Below are 25,100 nucleotides of genomic sequence, written 5' to 3'. Positions count from 1 at the left end.
AACTCCAAATGACCAACAAAATCATCCAGCAGCTGGAACAAGAGCAGCTGAAAGCCGAACTGCCGGAATTTGCTCCGGGTGACACCATCATTGTTCAGGTGAAGGTAAAAGAAGGTAACCGCGAGCGTCTGCAGGCGTTTGAAGGTGTTGTTATCGCGAAGCGTAATCGCGGCTTGAACTCTTCTTTCACCGTGCGCAAGATTTCTCACGGTGTTGGCGTTGAGCGTACCTTCCAGACTCACAGCCCGCTGGTTGACAGCATCAGCGTCAAGCGTCGCGGTGACGTGCGCCAGGCGAAGCTGTACTACCTGCGCAACCTGACTGGTAAAGCAGCTCGAATCAAAGAAAAACTGAACTAAGTTTTTCTTTGTGGAAAAAACCGGAGCCTGGCTCCGGTTTTTTTATGCCCGAAATACATGGGTATGCGCGCTTTTGCTCCCTTTCAGTGTGATTTAATGCCTGTATGAAACAAATGGATCAACATCTGCACCTGATTACGTCATGGCTGGATATGCTCTGGGCGGAACGTGGTGCAAGCGAGCATACCCGCGCGGCTTATGGGCGCGACGTCAAAGCCTTTGCGAATTATTGTGACGAGCAGGGGGGAGACCTGTTGGGTGTGGGGCGTGAAGATGTGCTCGGGTATCTCGGCAGAAAGCAAGCCGGCGGCCAGTCTGCGCGCTCCAGTGCGAGGGCGCTGGCCGCATTCCGCAGTTTTTACCGGTTTTGCTTGCGGCAGCGCCTGATTGAGCAGGACCCGGTGGCGCTGGTAGACAACCCCAGGTTGCCAAAACCCCTGCCGAAATCACTTTCCGAGCAGGATGTTGAGCTTCTTCTGGCGGCGCCGGAAATAGAAACGCCCATCGGGCTCCGTGATCGCGCCATGCTTGAACTGCTCTATGCCTGTGGGCTCAGGGTGTCCGAGTTGGTTGGGTTAAGGGTGTCGCAGGTGAGCCTGCGGCAGGGCGTTGTGCGTGTTTTTGGTAAGGGGCGCAAAGAGCGGCTGGTGCCCATGGGGCAAGCGGCGGAAGAATGGTTGCAGCGCTATTTTAGTGAGGCTCGCCCGCAGCTACTCCCTCCCGGGGAGAGTGATGCCTGTTTTCCCGGTCGCGGCGGCGAGCCTATGACGCGGCAAACATTCTGGTACCGCATCAAACATTGGGCGACGGTTGCCGGCATTGGTAAACCCCTTTCGCCACACACATTGCGACATGCGTTTGCCACGCACTTATTGAATCATGGGGCGGACCTGAGGGTCGTGCAGCTGTTACTGGGGCATACAGACCTCTCCACAACGCAGATTTACACCCATGTGGCGCGTGCGCGCCTTCAGGCCTTGCACGGGGAGCACCACCCCCGGGGCTAGCCGTGAGGGGGGCAGGGCGCTGCTGGGGCGATCGCGCTCCAGTGTTCAGAGTGTGTAGCGTATCCCGGCGCGGCGCGGTGAGCTGGGGCAAAATGATCCGATTGGAACTGAGTTGCGGAATGTAGTAAAAACCGCCGTACAAAAACATCGTCGTAAATTGCTGCCATACTGGCTGGAACCGGCGCTCGCTGTCGGAGTCGAAACGACGAATATGACCGGAGTACATACGTAATGACCTTATTTTCCTTGCGGTCGGCTCGCCTGCTGGCGCTAGCTGGCGCAATTGCAGCACTGGCGGGGCAGGTTGCCCACGCAGATGTGGATACCAATGTTGCCAAGCAGATCAAAGCCAAGCTTACGGCCGGCAACCCGCGCGCGACTATTGGTGAAGTACGCGAAAGTCCGGTGGAGGGGTTGTACGAAGTCGAAGTGGACGGCGGCAACATCCTATTCGTGTCTAAAGATGGCGGCCACTTCATTGCGGGTGACCTGTTCGAGGTCTCGCCCAAGCAGGTCGTCAACCTGTCTGAGCAGCGACGCACTCGCCAGAGAGCTTCGATCATGGAAAGTCAGAGTATTGATGACATGATCGTGTTTTCGCCCAAGGGCAAGCCCAAGGCGCATATCTACGTTTTTACCGATGTTGACTGCGGCTACTGCCGCAAGCTTCACGACGATGTTCCGGAGTTGAACCGCCGCGGTATCGAAGTGCGCTACCTGGCATTCCCTCGCGCGGGCTTAAACTCTCAGGGGTATCGGAAAATTGCTACCGCCTGGTGTGCTGACGACCCTAATGCCACGTTGACCAAGCTGAAAAATCGTGAAAACGTGCCGCTTGATGTATGTAAGAACAATCCGGTCGCGGCCCAGTACAAGCTGGGTAACGAATCAATTGATGTGCGCGGTACTCCCACGATCGTGATGGAAGATGGCACTGTGGTGCCAGGTTACCTGCCCCCTGATACTCTGGTGAAAGCCCTGGGTATCTGATTCAGGCGTTGGGGTGTGTCGTTTGACACGCCCCGGGTTCGATCTCGCCTGTCTTCACGTATTCCCGCCGAGTTTTTTATAAAATTGCGCAAGGTTTGACCGGGATGCGCAATTTTATTGACAATTTCCCTCTTATCTCAGTAAGGTTGTCGGCCTTTTTGGGATTTATCCGCCAGTTATTGCGCGGTATTCAAGATGATCATGCGCGGAGGGAAGTTGTGAGCGCATTTGCCGATGGGGCCATCCAGGCCAAAGAAACATCTAAATCCACTTCTGCAGACAGTGCTTCCGCGGTGCGTATTGGTATCTGCGGGCTTGGTACCGTAGGTAGCGGTACCGTCAATGTCATGATGCGCAACTGTCAGGAGATAGCTGCGCGCTGTGGGCGGTTAGTCGAAATTGTTCAGATCGGCGCGCGGCGGGACAATCCTGCCTGCGATACCAGCCACTTGAATATCACCCGGGAAATTTTTGACGTCGCTGCCAACCCTGAGGTTGATATCCTCGTGGAGCTGATCGGTGGTACTACAGTTGCCCGTGAACTGGTGCTGACCGCTATTGCCAATGGCAAGCACGTGGTGACAGCGAACAAGGCGCTCATCGCCGAGCATGGCAATGAGCTGTTCGCCGCAGCAGCGGAGAAGGGCGTGACCATTGCCTACGAGGCGGCGGTGGCTGGTGGTATTCCGATCATCAAATCATTGCGTGAAGGGCTGGTGGGTAACCGTATCCAGTGGCTTGCAGGGATTATCAATGGCACCGGTAACTACATCCTGACTGAGATGCGGGAAAAGGGGCGCAGCTTTGATGAAGCTCTGGCGCAGGCCCAGGCACTCGGCTATGCAGAGGCCGACCCCACATTTGATGTGGAAGGTATAGACGCGGCCCATAAGCTGGTGATCATGGCATCGCTGGCTTTTGGTATGCCGCTGGCCTTTGACAAGGTGTATACAGAGGGGATTAGCGGGGTGTCCCAGGAGGACATTCGTTACGCTGACGAACTGGGTTACCGGATCAAGCATCTGGGGATTGCCCGCCGCACCAGCGAGGGTGTCGAGTTGCGTGTGCATCCGACATTGATTCCCCAGCGCAGGCTGATTGCCAATGTAAACGGGGTGATGAACGCGGTGCTGGTGCACGGTGATGCGGTGGGTCCCACCCTGTATTACGGCGCAGGTGCCGGCTCAGAGGCCACGGCATCCGCTGTGATCGCTGATATCGTTGATGTCGCCAGGGCTCTGCATGTACGCCCTGATCAGCGCGTACCGCTTGCAGGCGTCACACAGGACAGTCAGGGTGATATCGATGAGGTATTGCCGATGAGTGAGACTGAAACCAGCTATTACATGCGTATTTCCGCCTTTGACAAGCCTGGTGTCATGTCCAAGGTCGCAACCATTTGCAGCAATCAGGGCATCAGTATCGAGGCGCTGATCCAGCACGAGCCTGCCGAGGGCGAAGAGCTGGTGCCGGTGGTCTTGCTGACAAGCCGCGCGCGTGAAGCGCAGTTACAGGAAGCGGTAAGCCAGCTTGAGGCACTCGACAGTATTCAGGGGCCGGTAGTACACATCCGCGTTGAACCCCTGGGCTGACCCTGACGCAACTCTCCTGACCGGGGCTCTGGCCCCGGTTATCCATTTTCACTGAACCAGAACCTGATTTGTCGTGAAATTTATCAGCACCCGCGGCCGTGCGCCGTCTCTCAGTTTTGCAGATACCGTTCTGACCGGTCTCGCCAGTGATGGCGGTCTGTATGTCCCGGAAAAACTGCCGCAATTCAGCCGCGAGGAAATCGCGGACATGGCCGGCCTCAATTACCAGGAGCTCGCGTTTCGTATCATGTGGCCATTTGTCTCCGAGGACCTCTCGGAAGATGAGATGCGCGGCATTATCGACCGCGCGTATGCCAATTTCCGTCACGACGCCATCGCGCCGCTGGTGCAGACGGCTCACAATGAGTGGATCCTGGAGCTGTTCCAGGGGCCAACCCTTGCGTTTAAAGACTTTGCCCTGCAGTTCCTCGGCCAGCTGTTCGATCTGCTGTTGAAGAAGCGCGGTGAGAAGGTGGTGGTTCTGGGGGCGACTTCCGGAGATACCGGATCTGCTGCCATCGAAGGTTGCCGCCACTGCGAGAATATCGACATCTTCATTCTGCACCCGCACAACCGGGTGTCAGAAGTGCAGCGCAAGCAGATGACCACAGTGCAATCGGACAATGTGTACAACATCGCACTGGAGGGGAATTTCGACGACTGTCAAAACATGGTCAAGGCCAGTTTTGCCGATCAATCATTCCTGCCCGATGGTCGTCGTCTGGTGGCGGTGAACTCCATTAACTGGGCGCGCATCATGGCCCAGATCGTATATTACTTTTATGCGGCGCTGAGCCTTGGCGGCCCGCATCGCCCGGTAAATTTCTCCGTCCCGACCGGTAATTTTGGCGATATCTTTGCCGGCTACCTGGCCAGGGGGATGGGGCTGCCGATCAATCAGCTGGTGATCGCGACCAATGCGAACGATATTCTGCACCGCTGTATCAGTGCTAACGATCACTCACCGAAACCGCTGGTACACAGTCTGTCACCGAGTATGGACATTATGGTGTCCAGTAATTTTGAGCGGTTGCTGTTTGACCTGTACGGCCGTGATGGTGGCGCAATTGCCGAACTGCTGTCTGATCGCAGTGCACCCCTTGAGCTTTCTGCAGCGGCTCTGGATAAGGCCCGCGGGCTCTTCTCCTCGGAGCGCGTGGATGATGCGCGTACCGTGGATGTGATTCGCGAGGTATTCGAGTCCACCGAATACCTGCTCGATCCGCATACCGCGATTGGCGTAGAAGCGGCGCGGCGCGCCCGCAAATCCGCAGCAGAGCCCATGGTCTGTCTGGCTACCGCGCATCCGGCCAAGTTCAGCGACGCGGTGGACAAGGCCCTGCCGGGCACCCGTGTACCTCTGCCCCATCACATGCAGGACCTGATGGAGCGCGAAGAACGGTTGCAAGTTCTGGAAAACGACCTCTCTGCAGTACACGATTTTATCTCGCACTCTCTGGGTTGAGTCCCGCCGGTGGGGCTGGGTTAGAATGGCGTTTTGCCGGTGGGAATGCCGGCTTGACTGGAACTAACCAGAGCGACCGGATTTGATGAGCGCGATCATTCGACGACGGCCAGTGGATTTGTCCACTGGCCGTTTTTCTTCCTCCACACCGATAATTCTGCAGCGTGTTCTGCTGGGGCGAGGGGTAACCAGTGAGGAAGCACTGGACCACCAGTTGGCCCGGCTGCACAACCCGGCGGCTATGCGGGGTGTCGAAGCCGCCGTAGCGCTATTGGTTGAAGCGGTACAGAAACAGCAAAAAATTCTGATTGTTGGTGACTTCGATGCCGACGGTGCAACCAGCAGTACCCTGGCGGTACTGGCGCTAGGCGCGCTGGGTGCGGGACCGGTGGATTTTCTGGTGCCCAACCGTTTCGAATTTGGCTATGGGCTCACACCTGAAATTGTCGAGGTCGCACGCGAATATGAGCCGGATCTTCTGATTACGGTTGATAATGGCATCAGCAGTATCGATGGTGTTGCTGCGGCAAAAGCCGCCGGGCTGAAAGTCATTGTCACCGATCACCATTTGCCGGGCAGCGAGCTGCCTGAGGCGGATGCCATTGTTAACCCCAACCAGCCAGGTTGTGCGTTCCCCAGCAAGAATCTTGCTGGTGTGGGAGTGATTTTTTACCTGCTCAGCCGCCTGCGTACAGCCTTACAGCAGCAGGGCTGGTTCGAGGAGTCCGGTATCCGTGCCCCCAATATGGCTGAGTACCTGGATCTGGTAGCGCTGGGTACGGTCGCGGATCTGGTTCCCCTGGATCACAACAACCGCGTGCTGGTGTATCAGGGGATTGCGCGGATTCGTGCCGGGCGCTGCCGGCCGGGGATCGACGCGCTGATGGAGGTGGCCGGGCGCGATCGCGCACGCCTTTCCACCACCGATATCGGATTTATTCTCGGTCCGCGGATCAATGCGGCTGGTCGCCTGGATGATATTGGTACCGGTATTCGCTGCCTGCTGACAGAGGATACCGAGGAAGCCCGGGAGCTGGCTTCCGAGCTGGACGGCCTCAACCGTGATCGCAAGGCCATCGAGGCCGGGATGCAGCGGGAAGCAATGGCCGCGCTGGATAAGCTGCAGCTCGGCAGTGGCGAGCTGCCGTGGAGTTTGTGCCTGTACGACGGGGCCTGGCATCAGGGTGTTGTGGGTATTCTGGCCAGCCGTATCAAAGAAAAATTTCACCGCCCGGTAATCGCCTTTGCCGATGGCGACAATAATTTGATCAAGGGTTCAGCGCGCTCGATTCCCGGGCTGCATATTCGGGATGCCCTCAGTGATGTGGCGGCAACACATCCGGATCTGATCAGTAAATACGGTGGTCACGCCATGGCTGCGGGCCTCAGTCTGCCCGCAGAAAACCTGGAAGCCTTCACCCGTGCATTTGAAACTGCAGTTCGCAATCGCTTGAGTGAATCGCAGTTACAGGCTGTGATTGATTCCGACGGCGAGCTGGCCCCTGCGGAATTCTCCATGCAAACCGCGGCGTTGTTACGCGACTGTGCGCCGTGGGGACAGGCTTTCCCGGAACCCCAGTTCGATGGTGAATTTTTGCTGTTACAGCAGCGTATCGTAGGTGAAAAACACCTGAAGATGGTGGTGGCGCCTGCAGCGGAGCCCCAGCGTGCAGTTGACGCCATCGCGTTTAACATCGATACAGATGTTTGGCCGGCGCAGGTCGATCGCGTACGACTGGCATTCAAACTGGATATCAACGAGTTTCGCGGCAGGCAGTCCCTGCAGCTGATGGTCAGCCACCTCGAGGCTGTTCGCTAATTTTATTTGAGGTAACACCGAATGAACCGCAAGCAGGTACAGGCGGAATTTTTATTGGTATTGGCTGCGCTTTTCTGGGGCCTGGCATTTGTGCCGCAGAAAATTGCGATGGCGCATATCGAGCCGCTGGCATTCAATGCCTGGCGTTTTTTTCTCGGCGGGTTGCTGTTGATTCCCGTTGTGTACTGGCTTTCCTCCCGTCGTGACCTGCAACCGGGTGAAGAGGGTGATGCGACCGTGCACCACCGCTGGCGCAAATGCCTGCCCGGTGGAGCCATTCTGGGGTTCTGGCTGTTTCTCGGCGCTGCGTTACAGCAGGCCGCATTGCTGTACACCACGGCCGGACGCGCTGGGTTTATCACCGGGTTTTATCTGCTGCTGGTGCCTGTAATCGGCCTGTCCCTCGGGCACAAGACCAATCGCTGGACCTGGGCGGGGATTGCGCTGGCCCTGTTGGGACTGTACTGGCTGGCGGATTTCAGCCAGGAAGCTCAACTGATCGGCGACCTGATGGTATTTGCTAGTGCGTTTGTATTCGCGATTCAGGTTCTGTCAGCGGATTATTTTGTACACCGTTACGATGCCCTGCGCCTGGCCGCCATACAGTTTCTGGTGTGTGGCCTGCTGTCCGGGTTTGGCTCGCTGATCGTGGAGACGCCCACGCTTCAATCTGCGATCGATTCTGCCTGGCCCATTGCCTACATGATGATCTTTTCAACGGCCATCGCATTTACGTTCCAGTTGTTGGCCCAGCGCCATGCGGCGCCTTCACATGCCACGGTCATCATGAGCCTGGAAGCAGTGTTCGCACTGGCGGCAGGGTGGTTGTTCCTGAATGAGTTGCTGACAGTCAGAGAGCTGGTGGGTTGTGGCCTGATGCTTGGGGGCATGCTGGTAAGCCATTACGGCAATCACACCGGAACCCATCACTGATTCGCGGCGTACTGGGGGAAGCATGGCTGTTATCGACTGGGCGGTATTGGCGCTGTTTGTGCCGACGTTCTTTTTCGTCTCTATTACCCCGGGTATGTGTATGACCCTGGCGCTTACACTCGGTATGGCGGTCGGGGTGCGGCGCACCATGTGGATGATGATCGGCGAGCTGTGTGGCGTGGCGCTGGTGGCGTTGGCGGCGGTGATGGGGATCGCGACACTGATGCTCAAGTACCCGGTGGCTTTCCAGGTTTTCAAATATGTGGGGGCGCTCTACCTGGGGTATCTCGGTGTTCAGATGTGGCGCTCCCGCGGGCGGCTGGTACTGTTGAGCGAGTCCGCCGATTCAGAACTTTCCGTTTCACCAAGGGCCCTCGTTACCCAGGGTTTTGTCACTGCGGTAGCGAACCCCAAAGGATGGGCATTTTTTATTGCGTTGCTGCCGCCATTCATCAACAGTGATTACCCCTTGGCGCCGCAGCTGACGGTGTTGCTCGCGATCATTTTGCTGCTGGAAACGGTGTGTATGTTTATTTACGCCGCTGGCGGGCGTACCTTGAGCAAACTGCTGCACCGGGGTGAAAATGTACGCCTGATAAATCGCATCGCGGGCACATTGATGCTGGGCGTCGGGGTATGGCTCGCGCTAAGCTGACACTGAGATAAATACGAACAGGGAGTCGACCTATGCCGAAATCGAGAATACTTCTGTGGGGAATGGTTCTGGCTGTAATGGCGCTGGTAGCCTGCGGTGGCCAGAACAAGAGTGCCGGGGTAGAGAAAGCCCCCGAGTCGGCTGTCGAGCAGGCAGCGCCACAGGAAGAGGAATCGATAGCGCCGGTTTCGAAACCAGCGGTACCGGACATGGCAGGAGAGAGAAAGATGCAAAGTCGCAGCGACAATGGCAGCACGCTATGGGTGATGCAGCCGATGGGTAATCGCCAGTGCGAGGGCGGTGGCATTTCGCTCGAGCAGAGCAGGGCTACCCTGCAGCAGGGTGGTGTCAGTGTGGCGGAGTCCCGCTGTGCCGTACGCACGGACCGTATGTATCCGCAAGTCTGCGGTGGCGCGACTGGCGATATTCTTGTGCATCGGATTCCAGCAACCATGCTGGACACGGCACTGGCGTTGGGGTTTGACCCGGCGTCCCAGGTTCCCCACCGCTTCAAAGAGTGCCCGCCGAGCACCGGTACCGGCTCCCCGCGTAATCCGACGCACTGAAATCCTGGCTGCAGAGCGGGCCTTGACCTTGCCCTTGCGGCAACCCTGAAACTCCTGCATGGTTATCAAGCCTTGCAGGAGTTTTCCATGAACATATCCGAAGCCGCCAAGCGGGCCGGGCTCAGCACCAAGGCCCTGCGCTACTACGAATCGGTAAAGCTGCTCATCCCCGGCCGTGGGCCAAACGGCTATCGCGAGTATTCTCTTGCCGACGTCGAGACACTCCAGTTTATCCAGCGCGCTCGCGCCAGTGGTTTTGCGGTTGAAGAAGTACGCGATCTGCTGAATCTGTACCGAAACCCTTCCCGTCGCAGCCACGATGCCAAATTGCTGGTACAGGAAAAACTGATCCAGGTTGAAACTCAGCTGCAGAGTCTGCAGCAGATGCGCGATAGTCTACGCAGCCTGGAAGCCTCCTGTGCCGGTGATGACTCTCCGGACTGCGCAATTCTGAATCAGTTGGCCAATGGCCAATAGCGGCCATTATTCCCCGGGTTTCCCAAATGATGGCAGCCAGTCCGCGAAAATATTCTGCAGGGTGTAATCCTTCACAGACTCGCTTGTCAGCTGGCGTCGCTTGGGGTTGATGGCGGCGCCGGGGCCGTGGCTGCCGAATTCGAAGAAGCGCGCGCTTTCCGGAGTGAATACGGTGCTCTTCGTGCCATCCCGGCTGGTGCCGCGCATGGATGCCCAGCCATCTTTCGTAATGTGATCTTCCATATAGGTGTTGATAAATACACTGGCGCCGATTGCATTCGGGTCGGCATAGCGCCCATCGGCAAAGGTAGTTGTCGGGTGCCATGGGCGCCCCAGGGGAGATGAGTTTGCCGGTACACCGGGCGCCTTCAGCAGTCGGCAATTGAGGAAAACCAGTCCGAATCGGTTGTTGATGTCAGTGCTGGGTGCGGTCACATAGCCAACGGTTTCCCGTGTCGTGCCCCGCGGACGCGTGACGATGTCACTCTTCTCGAACACCGCTTGTCCGGCGCCAAAAATAAAATCCACGTTGCCTTCGATCACGCTGTCGAAAAAGTAGCTTCTCCCGCCCTGCAGGAACAGAGTGTCTTGATAACCCGTGAGGCGGATGTTGCGGAAGGCGGCGCGATCACTGTTGAGGCCAGTTTCCAGGGCGACGGCCTGAGTACCTTTGATCTTGTCCCTATGACCTTTGGGCAGGGCATCGGTGGCCAGAAAGTCAAAGCTGTTCTCGATGGTGAGGTTCTCGGCCTGGAAGTCTTTTGCCTGTACCGTGAGGGTCGCGGTGGAAAAGGTGCCCATTGCCTCGCCGTTGGCTCCAGAGGGTAAACCTGCGTAGTCGTCATAGGTGATGATGGTCTGGTCTCGCCCTGCACCCACCAGTCGGATATTGGGTTTGTCCACCAGCACCTTTTCCCGGTACTGCCCCTTTGCCAGGTAAATGACGAACTGGGTCTGGCTGTCGGCCGGGGCAGCTGCCAGGGCCGCGCCAAGTGTCGGGTAGGTCGGAGTGTCCTGTTGCTGCGTGTTTTCAGTGCTGACAATGGCGTGGTAGTCGGGTGATTGAGCGCACGCGGGAGTCACGCAGGCTGCCAGCAGCGACAGCAGTAGGCCGCCCGTGGTCAGGGCGGGAATCCGGAGAGTCGGGAAGAGTTGGGTCGCCATAGGTGAAATCTCTGATATCAATTGGCTTGATCTTTCTTTGTTATTGGTCAGGCCATTTTAGCGTTGCCCTATGTTGGGGCTCAAGTGGCTCCGGGGGGAGGAACCCTGTTCTCGCGGCCCCTTAATTCTGGCGGTTTACTGAGGTAGAATGCGCGGCCGCTTTAACTGACGGAAACCCGCAGAACCTATGGAAATCAATCCGCTTCTCAATCAGATGAAAGACCTCGCAGAGCGCACTGACGTTCTCAGGGGGTATCTTTGACTACGCTGGCAAGAAAGAACGCCTGACCGAAGTCGAGCTGGAGCTGGCAGAGCCCAGTGTGTGGGACGACCCCGATCGCGCCCAGGAGTTGGGGCGTGAACGCTCTTCTCTCGAAGCCGTTGTGAAAACCATCGAAGACCTCGATGCCGGTATCAACGACAGCCGCGAGCTGTTGGATATGGCCGTGGAAGAGGGCGATGAGGACTCGGTTGACGAAGTCGCCAACGAATTGAACGCGCTCCAGCAGCAGCTGGAAACCCTCGAGTTCCGCCGTATGTTCTCCGGCGAAACCGACCCCAACAACGCCTACCTCGACATTCAGGCCGGCTCTGGCGGTACTGAAGCTCAGGATTGGGCAGAGATGCTACTGCGTATGTACCTGCGCTGGGGTGAAGCACACGGCTTCAAGACCACCCTGGAAGAAGCTTCCGCAGGTGAGGTGGCCGGTATCAAGAGTGCCACCATTCATTTCCAGGGCGAGTACGCATTTGGCTGGCTGCGCACGGAAACCGGCGTACACCGCCTGGTGCGCAAATCGCCGTTTGACTCCGGCAACCGCCGCCACACCTCGTTCACCTCGGTATTTGTCTCGCCGGAGATCGATGACAACATCGAGATCGAAGTGGACAAGTCCCAGGTGCGCGAAGACACCTACCGCGCCTCCGGCGCTGGTGGTCAGCACGTGAACAAGACCGACTCCGCCGTGCGCTTGACGCATATTGCGAGCGGAATCGTCGTGGCCTGCCAGAGTGAGCGTTCACAGCACCAGAACCGCGACAAAGCGTGGAAGATGCTGCGTGCAAAACTGTACGAGCAGGAAATGCAAAAGCGCAATGCTGAAAAGCAGGCGATGGAGGAGAGTAAATCTGACATCGGCTGGGGCAGTCAGATCCGCTCCTACGTACTGGACGACCAGCGCATTAAAGACCTGCGCACCAGTGTCCAGACCAGTAACTGCCAGGCAGTGCTGGATGGGGATCTGGATCAGTTTATTGAAGCGAGCCTGAAGGCGGGCCTCTAAGGCCAGTTTGCTTTCGAGTCCTGCTATCGAAGTAATTTGGCAGGAAACGAAGGGCAAGTGCCGGGGAATAAGTTTCGAAAGCGTCGGCGACAGGGACGTCGCCGACGCAGCGTACATGGACGTATTCACAGCGATTTTACCGGGCACGTCCGCGTGCCCGGCCCTACGGGCAGCTTCGCTGTATTAAATTGCTCCCGGCAATTTAATCGAAATCGAATGGCCGGCGCTATACCGGCACGGGCTTCTAACAGAGCTCAATACAAGCTACGAAGTCCGCAACACACACAGAAAGACATGTGATAACCATGAGCAACACACCAACTCAGCAAGACGAAAACAAACTGATCGCCGAGCGCCGCGCGAAACTCAGTGCCATGCGCGAGAAGGGCAATGCCTTCCCGAACAGCTTCCGCCGCGAAAACCTCGCCGCCGACCTGCAGAAAGAGTTTGGTGAAAAAACCAAGGAAGAACTGGAGTCTGCCGGTAACACCGCCTGCGTCGCTGGCCGAATCCTCGCCAAACGCGGCCCGTTCATGGTGATCCAGGACGTATCCGACCGCATCCAGCTGTACGCCGACAAGACCGCCCAGAAAGACATTAAAGAGCGCTGGGGAACCTGGGATATCGGTGACATCGTCGGTGTAAAAGGCACGCTGCACAAATCCGGCAAGGGCGACCTTTACGTCAACTGTGAAGAGTACAGCCTGCTGACCAAAGCTCTGCGTCCGCTCCCGGAAAAGTTCCACGGCATTGCCGATCAGGAAATGCGCTATCGTCAACGCTACGTTGACCTGATTGCCACCCCGGAGTCTCGCGATGTGTTTCGTATTCGTTCGGAAGTCATTAGCTACATCCGCAGCTTCCTGAATAACAACCAGTTCATGGAAGTGGAAACGCCAATGCTGCAGGTGATTCCAGGCGGTGCCACTGCACGTCCATTCATCACGCACCACAATGCGCTGGACATCGATATGTACCTGCGTATTGCTCCGGAGTTATACCTGAAGCGCCTGGTGGTTGGCGGCTTTGAGCGCGTGTACGAGATCAACCGCAACTTCCGCAACGAAGGCCTGTCTACCCGCCACAACCCCGAGTTCACTATGCTCGAGTTTTACCAGGCGTATGCGGACTACAACGACCTGATGGATCTTACCGAGAACATGATTCGCGGTATCTGCACCGATGTCTTGGGCAGCACGACTGTTCAGTACCAGGACAGCAGCTATGACTTTGCCAAGCCGTTTGACCGTATCAGCGTGTTCGACTCGATCCTCAAGTACAACCCGGAGCTGAAAGCTTCTGATATCGACAATATCGAAAGCGCGAAGAAGGTAGCGGAAGGCCTGGAAATTCCGCTCAAGGCTATCTGGGGCCTGGGCAAAATTCAGATCGAAATCTTCGAAAAAACTGTCGAGCACCGCCTCGATCAGCCGACGTTCATCACTGAATACCCGACCGAAGTGTCGCCGCTGGCCCGTCGCAACGACGACAATCCATTCGTGACCGACCGCTTCGAATTCTTCGTCGGTGGCCGCGAAATCGCAAACGGCTTCTCGGAGCTGAACGACGCGGAAGACCAGGCCGAGCGCTTCAAGGCGCAGGTTGCCGAGAAAGATGCTGGTGATGATGAAGCGATGCACTTTGACGCTGACTACATCCGTGCACTGGAATACGGCCTGCCGCCGACTGCCGGTGAGGGTATCGGTATCGATCGCCTGGTGATGCTGCTGACGAACTCGCCATCTATCCGTGATGTACTGCTGTTCCCGCATATGCGTCCGGAAGTACAGAGCGACTAATCAGCACTGTTAAGTGCTGTTTGAAAGAGGCGATGACCGAGAGGTGATCGCCTTTTTTATTGGTAATGGCTTATATGGGAAAGATCTCTTTATACGGATCTATGGATTGGGCGTACCGGCTAGCCGCGAATGCCCAAAGGCCCACTTGGTAAATAAATCACTTCACTATTGCTACTGCCCTGGCGCTGTATCTCCACTGCCACGCTTTTTCCCGGTTCCACTTGATACACCTGGGACCTCAGGTCTCCCATATGGAATATGCGCTGATTGTTGTAACGAATGATCTTGTCGCCCGGCCTGAGTCCGGCCTCGTAGGCAGGGGTGGATTCCAGTAGATCGCCGATTTGCAGTTCTGACCGCCCGCCCTGGGCATTCAGGTATTGCTCAAATTCATCGGTATTCAGTTCCTGCTCAAAGACTCTGCGCGGATTGCTGTATGTGTGGATTTTTTCCTGCAGGGCGCGGGCCTCAGAAGAGGATTTGTCTTTTAAGTAGCGGTATTCATAAGACAGTTGCATCTGCTCGTATTGAATCCGCTCCTGTTTGTCGAGGATAAATGCTGCGCGCTCTGGGCTGATTCCCGCGTCGGTCAGCCGCCGCAACTGGTTTTCTCGCATGCGGTCGAAGCGGGTTTCATGGTTGTCTATTTCATGCCGCCGGTTTTGCGGCGCATTTGTTACCGTGGGTTGTTCGGGCACCAAGTGGGAAGCATTGCGGGTTTTTGCGCCTTCCTGCTCGGGCAGGAGTCTGCCGCTGAGCTCATTGACCAGTTCCAGTAGCTGTCCCTGGATCTTGAGAGTTTCTTCCACAGACGACTCCAGCTGCCGGATTCGGGATTCCAGGCCTTTGTTGCTGGTAAAGCTACCGCTGGTGGAGGCGGTTTTATCCGGTCCTGACCATTGCGCGACGGCGACTCCGATCAAAAAAATCGAAGCCATGGAGGCGATGATCAGTGGCTTGCTCAGGCTCATGTCGGCACCTGCGTTCCAGGGTGTTTGGCGCGATTTCTTCCCTGTCCGGGAAGTAAGTTGAGTGTTATTCAGGATTATAGAACCACGAGGTGATTGGATAGTTCGTTCTTGGCTACCGTTGCGGGGGCCGCTTCTTCAAGGAGTTCGCCACATTTTTCCACACAGTGCACAAAGGCTTCGTTGGTTTTGCCTTTTTTCACTTCGAGGATGAAGTGTTCCACAATTTCTTGCCAGCTTTCGTTAGTGATCTGTTCGGCGAGACCCCGGTCGGCGAGTATTTCTACATAGTGTTCTGCGACGGAAACGAAAATCAGCAGGCCGAGCCGGTCTTTGGTGTGGTGGAGCTCCTGCTGTAAAAACTGTCGGCGAGCCAAATTGCTCGCGCGCCAGAACTTGATCCTTTTGGGGACCAGGCGCATGGTGAGTGGCCGCCATCGGAAGATCACCGCGAGCGCGATAAAGAGTAGCCATTGAAGGGTGAAAGCCTGCTGGTACTCCAGCCACCAAGGTAAAAACTGGAACAGGGGTGCCAGTAGCAGGGCCAGAAAAGCCGCCCACAAGGTGGAAATGTACAGGTAGTTGTCTGCTTCCCGGGCGAGAACGGTGACAACTTCGGCGTCCGTTTTCGACTCCACCTCTTTGATGGTCTCCGACAGCGTTCTGCGTTCGCTTGCATTCAACATTACCAGCCTCCCGATGCGCCGCCGCCACCGAATCCGCCACCACCGCCACCAAATCCGCCGCCAAAACCACCACCGCCGCCGAATCCGCCACCAAAGCCTCCGCCGCCGTAGTAGCCGCCATATCGACCGCGGCGGTAAGTGCGGCTGCCACCGGGTGCGCCGAACACTGATGAGCCAAACAGCTGCAGCATGACAAACAACAGAAAGATCGCGATCAGTAAAGCCAGCTGGCGATCACCGTTGGTTTCCGTGGGTTCGGCGACGTATTCGTTTTTGATTGCGGCGATTATGGATTGAACTCCGGCGATGACGCCGCCATCAAAGTCACCATTGCGGAAATGAGGGAGGATCTTCGTATGAATGATGTTGGAGGACAGCGCATCAGTCAGCGGACCTTCCAATCCGTATCCAACCTCAATGCGTAGCTGCTGCTCGCTGGGCGCAATGATTAACAGCACGCCGTTGTCTTTGCCCTTTTGGCCGATTTTCCAGTGTCGCGCCAGTTGGTAGCCAAATTCCTCAATGGTGTAACCCTCCAGATCCGGGAGTGTGACCACCACTATCTGGTTACTGGTTTCTTTCTCGTGTTGCTGCAGCAGGGTTGTCAGCTGGTAGCGGGTACTGGCGCTTAGCAGGTTGGCATTATCTACAACGCGACCAGAGAGGGGTGGGAACTTTATATCCGCCACAGCCAATGCCGCCCCGAGCAGGGCGGCGAGGGTGGCCAGTAACAGGGTGACCCAACGGATCGCCATGAAAGACTCCGGTTACGCGATTACTGGAAGTCCACTTCCGGGGCTTTTTCCGCACCTTCAGTGGTGGCCTCAAAGGTTTCGCGGATGGGCAGGTCGCTGTACAGGACTTTGTGCCAGATGCGTCCCGGGAAGGTGCGGATTTCCCGGTTGTAGCGCTCAACAGCGGCGATATAATCCCGGCGGGCTACGCTGATACGATTCTCCGTACCTTCCAGCTGGGACTGCAGCGCCAGGAAATTCTGGTTGGCTTTAAGATCAGGGTAGCGTTCCACCACGACCATAAGGCGGGAGAGTGCGCTACTCAGTTGAGCCTGGGCCGCTTCAAACTGCTGGAGTTTGGCCGGGTCATTGATAACGTCGGCGTCGACCTGCATGGAGTTCACTTTGGCTCGGGCCTCAGTGACAGCCTGCAGGGTTTCCTGCTCATGGGCCGCATAAGCCTTGACCGTTTTTACCAGGTTGGGGATCAGGTCTGCGCGGCGCTGATACTGGTTTTGTACCTGAGCCCAGGCGGCTTTGACATTTTCATCGTAGGTGGGGATGTTGTTAATACCACAGCCGCTCAGCCCCAGCGCAATGAGCGCCAGCAACGATGTTTGCCAGACTCGGCGCAGGGTGGAATTCTGTTTGCCCGTGAGTGCAGAGTTCATACCGATCATCCATGTTGGTTCCGAACGAGACAATAATAGTCGTCAATAACCGGCTTCCGTGGAAAAGTCCCCCCGGAGCCGCCATTTCGAGAGTAGTAATGGCACTTAAAGCAACAATCTTCAAAGCCCGGGTCCAGATTGCTGATATGGACCGGGAGTACTACGGTGAACATCACCTGACACTGGCACGACACCCATCTGAAACAGACGAACGAATGATGATCCGGTTGCTTGCATTCGCCCACAATGCGCACGAGCAACTTGAATTTACCCGGGGCCTGTCCAGCGATGATGAGGCGGATTTGTGGCGGCACAATTTGAGTGGCGAGATCGAACAGTGGATTGAGGTGGGGGTGCCCGCAGACGACCGGGTGCGGAAGGCCAGCAATCGGGCTCAGGCCGTCCGTATTTATGCCTACGGACAGCGGACGGCGCCGGTGTGGTGGCAGAAAATGGCTTCAGTGTGTGAACGCTTTGAGAACCTGGAAGTATTGTTCCTGCCGGCGGAGGCCTGCGGAGCGCTGGCGAATCTGGCTAACCGCAATATGGATCTCAGTGTGACGATTCAGGACGGACATATCTGGATTGCCAGTGATGCACACAGTGTGGAAGTTGTGCCAGAGATCTGGAAGTAAATTTTGATAGACATTCGCCCACTCACTTTTGGGCGGAATTTAAGGGGAATTTGTAAATGCCATCCTTTGACATTGTTTCTGAAGTAGATAAACACCAGCTGACTAACGCAGTGGACCAGGTGAACCGGACCATTACCAACCGTTTCGACTTTAAAGGCGTGGATGCGGAAGTTGAGATGTCGGACTTTGCGCTGACGTTGCGTGCCGAGTCCGATATGCAGGTTGCGCAGATGGTGGATATGCTGCGCGCGGCGCTGATCAAGTGCAGTATCGACCCGCTGGCGATGGAGGCTGGGGAGCCCGAGCAATCGGGCAAGCAGGTGAAGGTTGCGGTCACCCTGAAAAATGGTCTCGACAAAGATTTGTCGAAAAAGATCATAAAGATCATCAAGGATGAAAAACTGAAAGTGCAGGCTTCCATCCAGGGGGATCAGGTGCGGGTCACCGGCAAGAAGCGCGATGATCTTCAGCAGGTGATCGCTATGTTGCGTGGCAAAGAACTGGAACAGCCTTTGCAGTTCAATAATTTTCGCGATTAAGACAGTTCCCGCACAGGCGCCAGGAGGTGAATAGGCAGTTGAAAAAACGAAGTTTGTTCGCGGCACTGATTGCGTTCCTGGCTATTCCGGCAACCGCTGCCACCGATTCAACAGAGGTTGTACCGGCAGAGCTGGTACAGGCCTGGTGGGTAGACGGCAGCGAAGGGCTGGATATTTCCGGTCTCAGCCTTTGCTGGGGAGAGCTGGTTGCAGTGGCTGACAAGGCCTCAGACCGTTTTTACTCACTGACGCCGCATTTGGGTGAGACCAGCGTTGCATTGGTGGAGCGAGCGAGGTTTACCCCTCCGGGGCTCCCGGACGATCAGCCGGTATCCCTTAAGGCGCGCGCACTGCATGTTGCCAGTGTTGATCTCAGTATGGATTTCGAAGGTGTGACCTGCGATGAGGAACACTTCTATTTGCTGAGCGAGAGGCACAACCGATTGGCATCGCTGGATGCGAGAGCGCAGGTTGCGCGCTGGACCCCGCAAAAGTGGTTGGAATCGGCGTGGAGGGCAGGTTACATACACGATTTCAATGGTGGCAGCGAAGGGCTGGTGAAAGCCGGTGAGGATTTCTGGATTGCCCTGGAGCGAAACCCGCGAGGTTTGCTGCAATTGAAGCCGGGAGACCGCGAAGGTCATGCGTTCTTTCAGGTTCCACCGGTTGCCGGGCTGGACTTTCGTGGCTTCTCGGAAGATGTTGCCGGTTTGGCGTATTACGGCGGATACCTGTATACCCTCGAGCGGAATGCGTACGCCGTCTGTCAGCGGTCACTGACAAACCTGCACGCAAACTGGTGCGTCACTTACCGGCATATAGAGCGATCCCCTGAATACCGCTACCGGACCGGTCGGTTCGGGAAGGGTGAGGGACTGGAGGTGGACAAGCGGGGCATTTTTGTAATGCTGGACAACAATGGCGTTGCCCGGATGAAAGATGAGTCCGATACGCGGGGATTGTTGTTGTTGCTGTCCCATCCGGCGATTGATGTAGGAAAGCGATTGTCGCCGTGACTTCTGACCGACTGAAAGTATTGCTCGAAGAAGTCAGTGGGTGTCGGCTGTGTGAAGGCAGCCTGCCTCTTGGGCCAAGGCCTGTCCTGAGCGCCGCGCGGTCTGCCAGGTTGTTGATTGTCGGTCAGGCGCCGGGAACGCGGGTACACGAGACCGGAATTCCCTGGAACGACCCGTCCGGTGATCGCCTGCGCAACTGGCTGCAAATGGATCGTGAAACTTTTTACGACCAGTCTCGTATTGCTATAGTCCCGATGGGATTTTGTTACCCCGGGCGCGGCAAAGGCGGTGATTTGCCTCCGCGTCCCGAGTGCGCCGAAACCTGGCACGCACGCCTGTTGGCGGAGTTGCCTAATATCCAGCTGACCTTGCTGATCGGCCAGTACGCACAGAGATATTATCTGCCCCGCTGGTACGGCAGCATCACCGAAAACGTTCGCCACTTTGCCGACGCGCTGCCATTTGGCTTTTTCCCCTTGCCCCATCCCAGCCCCCGAAATACCCTGTGGCTCAAACAGCGCCCCTGGTTTGAAGAATTGGTAGTGCCGGCGCTGCGCACACAAATACACGATATTTTGTAGGTCAGTAATGCAGATTTCGGCGAATGTAAAAATTCATCCCACCTGGTATGCGGTTTTACAACCTGAGTTCAATAAGCCATATATGGCCGAGTTGAGGGGGTTTTTACAGCAGGAAAAACAGGCGGGTAAAAATATTTTTCCCCCGGGTGGTCAGATATTCAACGCGTTTAATTCCACACCCTTCGATCAGGTGAAGGTGGTGATTCTGGGGCAGGATCCGTATCACGGTGCGGGCCAGGCTCACGGTTTGTGTTTTTCCGTGATGCCAGGGGTACGTATACCGCCGTCGTTACAGAATATCTATAAGGAGCTGGCTTCCGACCTCGGTATTACCCCGCCCACTCACGGTTGCCTGCAGCCGTGGGCAGAGCAGGGTGTTTTATTGTTGAATGCCACCTTGACGGTGGAGGAGAGCCGGGCAGGCGCGCACCAGGGGCGCGGTTGGGAGCAGTTTACCGATGCAGCGGTGCACGCGCTGGCAGAGCAGCGCGATGGGTTGGTATTTATTCTGTGGGGAAGTTACGCGCAGAAGAAGGGCAGCTTCATTGATCGCAACCGGCATCTGGTTTTGCGTGCGCCGCACCCCTCGCCGCTCTCTGCGCACCGGGGCTTTTTCGGTACGCGGCCGTTTTCCCAGGCTAATCAATGGTTGGAGCAGCACGGCGAGGCTCCGGTCAACTGGGCATTGCCGGCGGCCAGTGAGTTACATCGCGTATCCGTGGAAATCTGATCTCAGGCAAGTGGGTCTGCGTCTGCGTCGTAAGGCAGCTCATAGAGGCTGAGTTGCCTGCCATCCTGCAATTGCATCAACGCGTTATCCACCACCTTGGATTTGGTCAGTACAGCGAGTAGCTCGATCCCGTTTTCCGTCTTGCAGGCGGATACCAGGTTGCCAACACTGGAGCTGCCATTTGGTGTAAATATTTCCACTCCCGGCTCCGGGAGCTCAACGCCATCGACGCTGGCCAGGTACATGCGGCGCTTGGCTGCTCCCAGGTATTGCATTCGTGCGACGACTTCCTGTCCGGTGTAGCAACCCTTTTTAAAGCTGACTGCGCCGAGCAGGTGCAGGTTGAGCATTTGCGGGATAAACATTTCACTGGTTGCGGCGTGCAGTTCCGGCACGCCCGCGGCGATCCATTGCTGTTGCCAGTGGTTGTAGCTGGCTGGTGTCGCGGGGGTTCTTGTGAGCTGCTGCCACAGGTCGGCTGCCTGCTCTTCGGCAACCAGCACGGCTACCATGCGTTCCTGGAGCATGCCTGCGATGGCCCGCGTGCCGTTGTGGTCGAAGGGGATCAATTGACCTGGAATCAGGTCGCCCTTGCTGTTATGCGACAGGTTCAGCAGGTGGCTGGCGCGAGTGCCGGCATCGTGTCCACAGAGACCCAGCCAGCGGAATACCCCCTCCAGAGACTTGAGTTCGGTCTTGAAAAATACGGCGTACTTTTTCAGTGCGGCCAGCGCGATTGGAGTCAAATCCCGGGGCAGTAACAGCAAAAATTCACTCTGGCTGACCTTAAGAATATGAAATGCGCTGATCATGCGCCCTTTCGGGTTGCAATGGCCGCCGAGGGTCAGGTGTTCATCCGGAAGGTTGATCAGGTCGCAGGTGAGTTGTCCCTGCAGAAACTTCTGGCTGTCTGGACCGGAGACGGAAATGGCTCCGAGAGGGCTGAGGTCGATCAACTGGAGGTCGGCGTGTGCGCTATTGTCCGGGAAGCTGGCTGCTCCCTCGCTCCATTGGGCGCCCTGGCTGATGAGGTACTCCTGCCACTGCTGTTGATCCATGCTGTACTCGCTGTATCGGATTTCCGGAAATTGGGCTGCAGTATCTGGGGGTTTGCTACTGAATTTCAACCGGGGCGCGTTCGCGTACGGTGCGTTATACTGCGCGAATTCTTAATTTGGCAACGTAAGCGTTTGAGAGGGAAGTATGGATCGCAATCGCCTGTTTTGGGCTAGCCGACGGGGTATGCTGGAGCTGGATCTGGTACTGCTGCCGTTTCTGGATAACGTTTACGAGACTCTGGATCCGGAAGATCAGCAGCGCTATATCCGCCTGCTGGATGAGCAGGATCAGGACCTGTTTGCCTGGTTCCTGCGGAGAGAGGATCCGCAGGACCCCGATCTGAAGCACATTGTACAGATCATCCGTGACAACACCGGCCTGCAGGACTGAAACGCCGGTTTCCCTTCCCCAGGCCGGTCCTGCTGCTGCCATACCCGGGCGCAGTGCAAGGCTGGCCTGTGACCTTGTACCCTCGCGTCTGTTGCGGGGGCTCCTGATTCTGGCGACATGCCAATCCCTTTTGCTGTTGTGGCTTTCCCCGCTCTACTGGCTGTTTGCTTGCCTGGGCTCCATTCTGGTCATTGCATTCACGTATCTAGAGTTCGGGCGGTTGCGGTGCGGGTACGGACGGCTTTCGACCGGTGACCGGCGCTGGTACTGGCAAAGTGCCGGGGGGGAGAGGCGTGAATTTTGTTTTCAGGGAGAGCTGGTGGCGTGGAACTGGCTGATTGTGATCAATGGCCGCTACCTGGACGGAGGTCGTCTTAGGTTGGTGGTGGCGCGGGACTCTGTGTCGCCCGATGACTGGCGTCGCTTGCAGGTTGCGCTGCGATATTCACGCACTACCTGAAGCGACGGGTGCCCATGTTTCCCGGTTTTGTGCGGGTTAGCTCGCCGGGCCAATAAAGTGGCGTTGGTCGGCAAAGTTTTCCGGTACCAGAATGGTGTCCATGGCCAACTCCCGCTGACCGGGGTAGTCGAGGGAGTAATGCAGGCCACGGCTCTCACGGCGATCCAGCGCGGAGCGGATAATCAGGTCGGATACCACTGCCAGATTCCGCAGTTCGATCAAATCGCTGGTAATACGGTAATTGGCGTAGAACTCCAGAATCTCCTGCTGCAGTAAGGCTACCCGGTGTTCCGCCCGCAGAAGGCGCTTGCGCGTACGCACAATGCCGACGAAGTCCCACATAAAGCGCCGCAGTTCGTCCCAGTTGTGGGATATCACCACGTCCTCATCCGAGTCCGTTACCCGTGAAGCATCCCAGGCGAGTGCGGGACGGGGCGGTGAAACCTTGTCGATGCTGTTTTCTATATGCAGAGCGGCGGAGCGGGCGTATACCACGCATTCCAGTAGCGAGTTGCTGGCCAGCCGGTTGGCTCCATGGAGGCCGGTGAATGTCGTCTCGCCAATCGCGTACAGCTGATCGAGATCGGTGCGGCCGTGTTGGTCAACCATCACCCCGCCACAGGTGTAATGGGCTGCGGGCACGACCGGTATCGGTTCTTTGGTGATGTCGATACCGTATTCGAGGCAGTTGCTGTAAACCGTTGGGAAGTGCTCCCGCACAAACTTCGGGTCTTTATGGGAAATATCCAGATAGACGCAATCAGCACCCAGGCGCTTCATTTCGTGGTCGATGGCTCGGGCGACGATATCCCGAGGGGCCAGTTCGCCGCGCTTGTCGAAACGATCCATGAAGCGCTCGCCATTCGGCAACTTCAGTTGTGCACCTTCGCCGCGCAGGGCTTCAGTGATCAGCATCGATTTGGCTTTGGGGTGATACAGGCAGGTGGGGTGGAACTGGTTGAATTCCATGTTCGCCACGCGGCAGCCCGCGCGCCAGGCCATGGCGATGCCGTCGCCACTGGCGCCATCCGGGTTACTGGTATAGAGGTATGCCTTGCTGGCTCCGCCGGTGGCCAGAACCACGGCGCGGCCCTGGAAGACTTCAACTTCCTCCGAGGCTTTGTTGTATACATAGCAGCCAGCGCAGCGGAATCGCCCGGTATTGGCGTCCGGCTGGCGAATCAGGTCCAGGGCGATATGGTGCTCGAAACAATCGAGATTGGGGGTGTTGCGAACCCGCTCAATCAATGTGCTGTGCACCGCGCGGCCGGTAGCGTCGGCGCTGTGAATGATGCGCCGGTGGCCGTGGCCGCCCTCCTTGGTGAGGTGGTATTCGCCGTCGTCTTCGCGGGTGAAGTCGACGCCCTGGTCTATCAGCCATTGAATGGCGTCGCGGCTGTTTTCCACCGTAAAGCGCACGGCATCCGGGTGGCAGAGTCCAGCTCCTGCATCTAATGTATCGGCTACATGGGAGTCTACCGAGTCGGATTCGTCCAGTACCGCGGCAATGCCGCCCTGGGCAAACCAGGTGGAGCCGTCCTGCAGGCGCTGCTTGGAAAGCAGTGCCACGCGGTAGCGGTCCGCAAGGTGCAGGGCCAGCGTCAGCCCGGCAGCGCCACTGCCGACCACCAGTACGTCGTAACTGTTCAATTGTGCGTTTACTTGTTCGCTCATGGAGTTTTATTAGCGTTTGGGGGCGCGTAGTATACGACATCTTGAAAATTACTGATTTGTCAGGAACTTATGACCGATCATCAGTGTCTTGTACACAACAGAATAAACTCGCGCTCTGCGGTCGTATTATCGTGCCGGGAGAGCCTGGTTGGGAGTAGGGGATGACAGCGCAACAGGCGTCACCAAGTGACAGCCAGCTGGTAGAGCGGGTCCAGAAAGGGGATAAGCGCGCTTTTGATCTGCTGGTATTGAAGTATCAGCACAAGATCATGGCTGTGGTTAGCCGCTATATCAATGATCATGCCGAAGTGAACGATGTAACCCAGGAGGCCTTCATCAAGGCCTATCGCGCGCTCAAGAATTTCCGTGGCGAAAGCGCGTTTTATACCTGGATGTACCGAATTGCGATCAATACCGCCAAGAACCACCTGGTATCCCGCAGTCGTCGCCCACCGTCCTCCGATGTGGACATGGAAGATGCCGAGTACTATTCCGGCGCGGAAGCCCTGCGTGATAACGATACCCCGGAGAATCAGCTTTTCCGCGACCAGCTGGAGGCCACGGTAAACCAGGCCATCCGCGACTTGCCGGAAGATCTTCGCTCAGCGGTCACGCTGCGGGAGATGGAGGGGTTGAGCTACGAGGAGATCGCAGAGGTCATGGGGTGTCCTGTGGGAACGGTAAGGTCGAGGATATTCCGTGCCCGGGAGGCGATTGACCGTGCGGTGCAGCAGGTTATGGCCGGGGAGCCGGAGCCGGTAGATGGTCGCGGGTAATCGGCTAATCTTTATGCAGCTTTGTTTCAATATAACCAAAGCGTCGTAGGCGAGATGTCTCTCATAGATAAA

Annotated in this window: 27 protein-coding genes; 20 read left to right on the top strand and 7 right to left on the bottom strand. The window is 56.9% G+C overall.

All coding sequences use genetic code 11. The features are described from left to right. The first annotated feature begins 8 nt into the window (after positions 1-8). From rplS to LC093_RS11285, 10 genes are all read left to right on the top strand, one after another. Positions 9-359 carry a 50S ribosomal protein L19 gene (gene rplS, locus LC093_RS11330; RefSeq protein ID WP_226664902.1) on the top strand — a complete coding sequence of 117 codons (351 nt, stop codon included), beginning with the start codon at positions 9-11 and terminating at the stop codon, positions 357-359. Between the two features lie 113 nt (positions 360-472). Next, positions 473-1,366 (top strand): site-specific tyrosine recombinase XerD, encoded by an 894-nt coding sequence (gene xerD / locus LC093_RS11325; protein ID WP_319004922.1) that lies wholly within the window; start codon positions 473-475, stop codon positions 1,364-1,366. Between the two features lie 231 nt (positions 1,367-1,597). Further along, positions 1,598-2,356: a DsbC family protein gene (locus tag LC093_RS11320; RefSeq protein WP_226664900.1), complete on the top strand. Its 759-nt coding sequence runs from the start codon at positions 1,598-1,600 to the stop codon at positions 2,354-2,356. A gap of 347 nt (positions 2,357-2,703) precedes the next feature. Beyond that, a complete protein-coding gene (locus LC093_RS11315; protein WP_413231505.1) occupies positions 2,704-3,948 on the top strand; it encodes a homoserine dehydrogenase in 1,245 nt (414 codons plus the stop codon). A 73-nt stretch (positions 3,949-4,021) separates the two neighbouring features. Then, positions 4,022-5,413: a threonine synthase gene (thrC, locus tag LC093_RS11310; protein WP_226664899.1), complete on the top strand. Its 1,392-nt coding sequence runs from the start codon at positions 4,022-4,024 to the stop codon at positions 5,411-5,413. 85 nt (positions 5,414-5,498) lie between these two features. Next, the gene (recJ, locus tag LC093_RS11305) at positions 5,499-7,232 is read left to right on the top strand and encodes a single-stranded-DNA-specific exonuclease RecJ (RefSeq protein WP_226664898.1); all 1,734 of its coding nucleotides are present in this window, start codon (positions 5,499-5,501) and stop codon (positions 7,230-7,232) included. A 21-nt stretch (positions 7,233-7,253) separates the two neighbouring features. Beyond that, positions 7,254-8,165 (top strand): DMT family transporter, encoded by a 912-nt coding sequence (locus LC093_RS11300; protein ID WP_226664897.1) that lies wholly within the window; start codon positions 7,254-7,256, stop codon positions 8,163-8,165. A gap of 22 nt (positions 8,166-8,187) precedes the next feature. Next, a complete protein-coding gene (locus tag LC093_RS11295; RefSeq protein WP_226664896.1) occupies positions 8,188-8,820 on the top strand; it encodes a LysE family translocator in 633 nt (210 codons plus the stop codon). A 32-nt stretch (positions 8,821-8,852) separates the two neighbouring features. Further along, the gene (locus LC093_RS11290; RefSeq protein WP_226664895.1) at positions 8,853-9,386 is read left to right on the top strand and encodes a hypothetical protein; all 534 of its coding nucleotides are present in this window, start codon (positions 8,853-8,855) and stop codon (positions 9,384-9,386) included. A gap of 87 nt (positions 9,387-9,473) precedes the next feature. Next, a complete protein-coding gene (locus tag LC093_RS11285) occupies positions 9,474-9,863 on the top strand; it encodes a MerR family DNA-binding protein (protein ID WP_226664894.1) in 390 nt (129 codons plus the stop codon). Between the two features lie 6 nt (positions 9,864-9,869). On the opposite strand, the gene LC093_RS11280 is transcribed toward LC093_RS11285, so the two are convergent. Next, positions 9,870-11,027: a pectinesterase family protein gene (locus tag LC093_RS11280; protein ID WP_226664893.1), complete on the bottom strand. Its 1,158-nt coding sequence runs from the start codon at positions 11,025-11,027 to the stop codon at positions 9,870-9,872. A 187-nt stretch (positions 11,028-11,214) separates the two neighbouring features. Here LC093_RS11280 and prfB point away from each other — a divergent pair. Beyond that, positions 11,215-12,310, top strand: a protein-coding gene (gene prfB, locus LC093_RS11275) for a peptide chain release factor 2 (RefSeq protein WP_226664892.1) whose coding sequence is annotated in 2 segments (ribosomal slippage) — positions 11,215-11,286 and positions 11,288-12,310 — 1,095 coding nt in all. Because the reading frame shifts where the segments join, the coding sequence is not laid out codon by codon here. A gap of 305 nt (positions 12,311-12,615) precedes the next feature. Beyond that, positions 12,616-14,109, top strand: a complete 1,494-nt coding sequence (lysS, locus tag LC093_RS11270) for a lysine--tRNA ligase (RefSeq protein WP_226664891.1) — start codon at positions 12,616-12,618, stop codon at positions 14,107-14,109. 119 nt (positions 14,110-14,228) lie between these two features. Here the strand turns inward: lysS and LC093_RS11265 are convergent, their stop codons facing one another. From LC093_RS11265 to LC093_RS11250, 4 genes are all read right to left on the bottom strand, one after another. Beyond that, a complete protein-coding gene (locus LC093_RS11265; RefSeq protein WP_226664890.1) occupies positions 14,229-15,080 on the bottom strand; it encodes a PDZ domain-containing protein in 852 nt (283 codons plus the stop codon). Between the two features lie 74 nt (positions 15,081-15,154). After that, complete coding sequence (locus tag LC093_RS11260; RefSeq protein ID WP_226664889.1) at positions 15,155-15,763, bottom strand: TPM domain-containing protein; 609 nt, start codon at positions 15,761-15,763, stop codon at positions 15,155-15,157. After that, entirely contained in the window at positions 15,763-16,518 is a 756-nt protein-coding gene (locus LC093_RS11255; protein ID WP_226664888.1) for a TPM domain-containing protein, read from the bottom strand. Before LC093_RS11255 ends, LC093_RS11260 begins: the two co-directional genes overlap by 1 nt. A gap of 20 nt (positions 16,519-16,538) precedes the next feature. Further along, the gene (locus LC093_RS11250; protein WP_226664887.1) at positions 16,539-17,168 is read right to left on the bottom strand and encodes a LemA family protein; all 630 of its coding nucleotides are present in this window, start codon (positions 17,166-17,168) and stop codon (positions 16,539-16,541) included. Positions 17,169-17,266: 98 nt separating this feature from the next. Here LC093_RS11250 and LC093_RS11245 point away from each other — a divergent pair, with 98 nt between their 5' ends. The 5 genes from LC093_RS11245 to ung are packed head-to-tail and all read left to right on the top strand — an operon-like array spanning position 17,267 to position 20,669. Then, positions 17,267-17,803, top strand: a complete 537-nt coding sequence (locus LC093_RS11245; RefSeq protein WP_226664886.1) for a YaeQ family protein — start codon at positions 17,267-17,269, stop codon at positions 17,801-17,803. Between the two features lie 56 nt (positions 17,804-17,859). Further along, positions 17,860-18,342 (top strand): YajQ family cyclic di-GMP-binding protein, encoded by a 483-nt coding sequence (locus LC093_RS11240; protein WP_226664885.1) that lies wholly within the window; start codon positions 17,860-17,862, stop codon positions 18,340-18,342. 38 nt (positions 18,343-18,380) lie between these two features. Continuing rightward, positions 18,381-19,358: an esterase-like activity of phytase family protein gene (locus LC093_RS11235; protein WP_226664884.1), complete on the top strand. Its 978-nt coding sequence runs from the start codon at positions 18,381-18,383 to the stop codon at positions 19,356-19,358. Further along, a complete protein-coding gene (locus LC093_RS11230; protein WP_226664883.1) occupies positions 19,355-19,939 on the top strand; it encodes a uracil-DNA glycosylase family protein in 585 nt (194 codons plus the stop codon). Before LC093_RS11235 ends, LC093_RS11230 begins: the two co-directional genes overlap by 4 nt. A 7-nt stretch (positions 19,940-19,946) precedes the next feature. Next, complete coding sequence (ung, locus tag LC093_RS11225) at positions 19,947-20,669, top strand: uracil-DNA glycosylase (protein WP_226664882.1); 723 nt, start codon at positions 19,947-19,949, stop codon at positions 20,667-20,669. A gap of 2 nt (positions 20,670-20,671) precedes the next feature. Here the strand turns inward: ung and LC093_RS11220 are convergent, their stop codons facing one another. Next, positions 20,672-21,727, bottom strand: coding sequence for a YgfZ/GcvT domain-containing protein (locus tag LC093_RS11220; RefSeq protein WP_226664881.1), 1,056 nt, complete (start codon positions 21,725-21,727; stop codon positions 20,672-20,674). 145 nt (positions 21,728-21,872) lie between these two features. Between LC093_RS11220 and LC093_RS11215 the strand changes: the two genes are divergently transcribed. Together LC093_RS11215 and LC093_RS20460 are read left to right on the top strand one after the other, a co-directional pair. Beyond that, positions 21,873-22,118 (top strand): succinate dehydrogenase assembly factor 2, encoded by a 246-nt coding sequence (locus LC093_RS11215; RefSeq protein WP_226664880.1) that lies wholly within the window; start codon positions 21,873-21,875, stop codon positions 22,116-22,118. After that, positions 22,093-22,578, top strand: coding sequence for a protein YgfX (locus tag LC093_RS20460; protein WP_319004921.1), 486 nt, complete (start codon positions 22,093-22,095; stop codon positions 22,576-22,578). The genes LC093_RS11215 and LC093_RS20460 overlap by 26 nt, the downstream gene beginning before the upstream one ends. A 36-nt stretch (positions 22,579-22,614) precedes the next feature. Here the strand turns inward: LC093_RS20460 and nadB are convergent, their stop codons facing one another. Beyond that, positions 22,615-24,252, bottom strand: a complete 1,638-nt coding sequence (gene nadB, locus LC093_RS11205) for an L-aspartate oxidase (RefSeq protein WP_226664878.1) — start codon at positions 24,250-24,252, stop codon at positions 22,615-22,617. Between the two features lie 161 nt (positions 24,253-24,413). Here nadB and rpoE point away from each other — a divergent pair, with 161 nt between their 5' ends. After that, positions 24,414-25,028 (top strand): RNA polymerase sigma factor RpoE, encoded by a 615-nt coding sequence (rpoE, locus tag LC093_RS11200; protein ID WP_226664877.1) that lies wholly within the window; start codon positions 24,414-24,416, stop codon positions 25,026-25,028. Positions 25,029-25,100: the final 72 nt, after the last annotated feature.

It is taken from the genome of Microbulbifer aggregans (genome assembly GCF_020524005.1).
GTDB classification, from domain to species: Bacteria; Pseudomonadota; Gammaproteobacteria; order Pseudomonadales; family Cellvibrionaceae; genus Microbulbifer; species Microbulbifer aggregans_A.
The sequence above is the reverse complement of the archived record's forward strand: the minus strand, read 5'-3'. Positions and strand labels throughout refer to the sequence as shown.

Bases quoted from the DNA above. Each gene is read 5' to 3' on its own strand.
- LC093_RS11315 (WP_413231505.1), top strand. From the start codon at position 2,704: ATGATGCGCAACTGTCAGGAGATAGCTGCGCGCTGTGGGCGGTTAGTC.
- xerD (WP_319004922.1), top strand. From the start codon at position 473: ATGGATCAACATCTGCACCTGATTACGTCATGGCTGGATATGCTCTGG.
- LC093_RS11295 (WP_226664896.1), top strand. From the start codon at position 8,188: ATGGCTGTTATCGACTGGGCGGTATTGGCGCTGTTTGTGCCGACGTTC.
- ung (WP_226664882.1), top strand. From the start codon at position 19,947: ATGCAGATTTCGGCGAATGTAAAAATTCATCCCACCTGGTATGCGGTT.
- rplS (WP_226664902.1), top strand. From the start codon at position 9: ATGACCAACAAAATCATCCAGCAGCTGGAACAAGAGCAGCTGAAAGCC.
- LC093_RS11290 (WP_226664895.1), top strand. From the start codon at position 8,853: ATGCCGAAATCGAGAATACTTCTGTGGGGAATGGTTCTGGCTGTAATG.
- LC093_RS11280 (WP_226664893.1), bottom strand. From the start codon at position 11,027: ATGGCGACCCAACTCTTCCCGACTCTCCGGATTCCCGCCCTGACCACG.
- LC093_RS11260 (WP_226664889.1), bottom strand. From the start codon at position 15,763: ATGTTGAATGCAAGCGAACGCAGAACGCTGTCGGAGACCATCAAAGAG.
- LC093_RS11320 (WP_226664900.1), top strand. From the start codon at position 1,598: ATGACCTTATTTTCCTTGCGGTCGGCTCGCCTGCTGGCGCTAGCTGGC.
- LC093_RS11265 (WP_226664890.1), bottom strand. From the start codon at position 15,080: ATGAGCCTGAGCAAGCCACTGATCATCGCCTCCATGGCTTCGATTTTT.
- LC093_RS11220 (WP_226664881.1), bottom strand. From the start codon at position 21,727: ATGGATCAACAGCAGTGGCAGGAGTACCTCATCAGCCAGGGCGCCCAA.
- rpoE (WP_226664877.1), top strand. From the start codon at position 24,414: ATGACAGCGCAACAGGCGTCACCAAGTGACAGCCAGCTGGTAGAGCGG.
- LC093_RS11240 (WP_226664885.1), top strand. From the start codon at position 17,860: ATGCCATCCTTTGACATTGTTTCTGAAGTAGATAAACACCAGCTGACT.
- LC093_RS11255 (WP_226664888.1), bottom strand. From the start codon at position 16,518: ATGGCGATCCGTTGGGTCACCCTGTTACTGGCCACCCTCGCCGCCCTG.
- recJ (WP_226664898.1), top strand. From the start codon at position 5,499: ATGAGCGCGATCATTCGACGACGGCCAGTGGATTTGTCCACTGGCCGT.
- LC093_RS11300 (WP_226664897.1), top strand. From the start codon at position 7,254: ATGAACCGCAAGCAGGTACAGGCGGAATTTTTATTGGTATTGGCTGCG.
- nadB (WP_226664878.1), bottom strand. From the start codon at position 24,252: ATGAGCGAACAAGTAAACGCACAATTGAACAGTTACGACGTACTGGTG.
- LC093_RS11245 (WP_226664886.1), top strand. From the start codon at position 17,267: ATGGCACTTAAAGCAACAATCTTCAAAGCCCGGGTCCAGATTGCTGAT.
- lysS (WP_226664891.1), top strand. From the start codon at position 12,616: ATGAGCAACACACCAACTCAGCAAGACGAAAACAAACTGATCGCCGAG.
- LC093_RS11285 (WP_226664894.1), top strand. From the start codon at position 9,474: ATGAACATATCCGAAGCCGCCAAGCGGGCCGGGCTCAGCACCAAGGCC.
- LC093_RS11250 (WP_226664887.1), bottom strand. From the start codon at position 17,168: ATGAACTCTGCACTCACGGGCAAACAGAATTCCACCCTGCGCCGAGTC.
- LC093_RS11215 (WP_226664880.1), top strand. From the start codon at position 21,873: ATGGATCGCAATCGCCTGTTTTGGGCTAGCCGACGGGGTATGCTGGAG.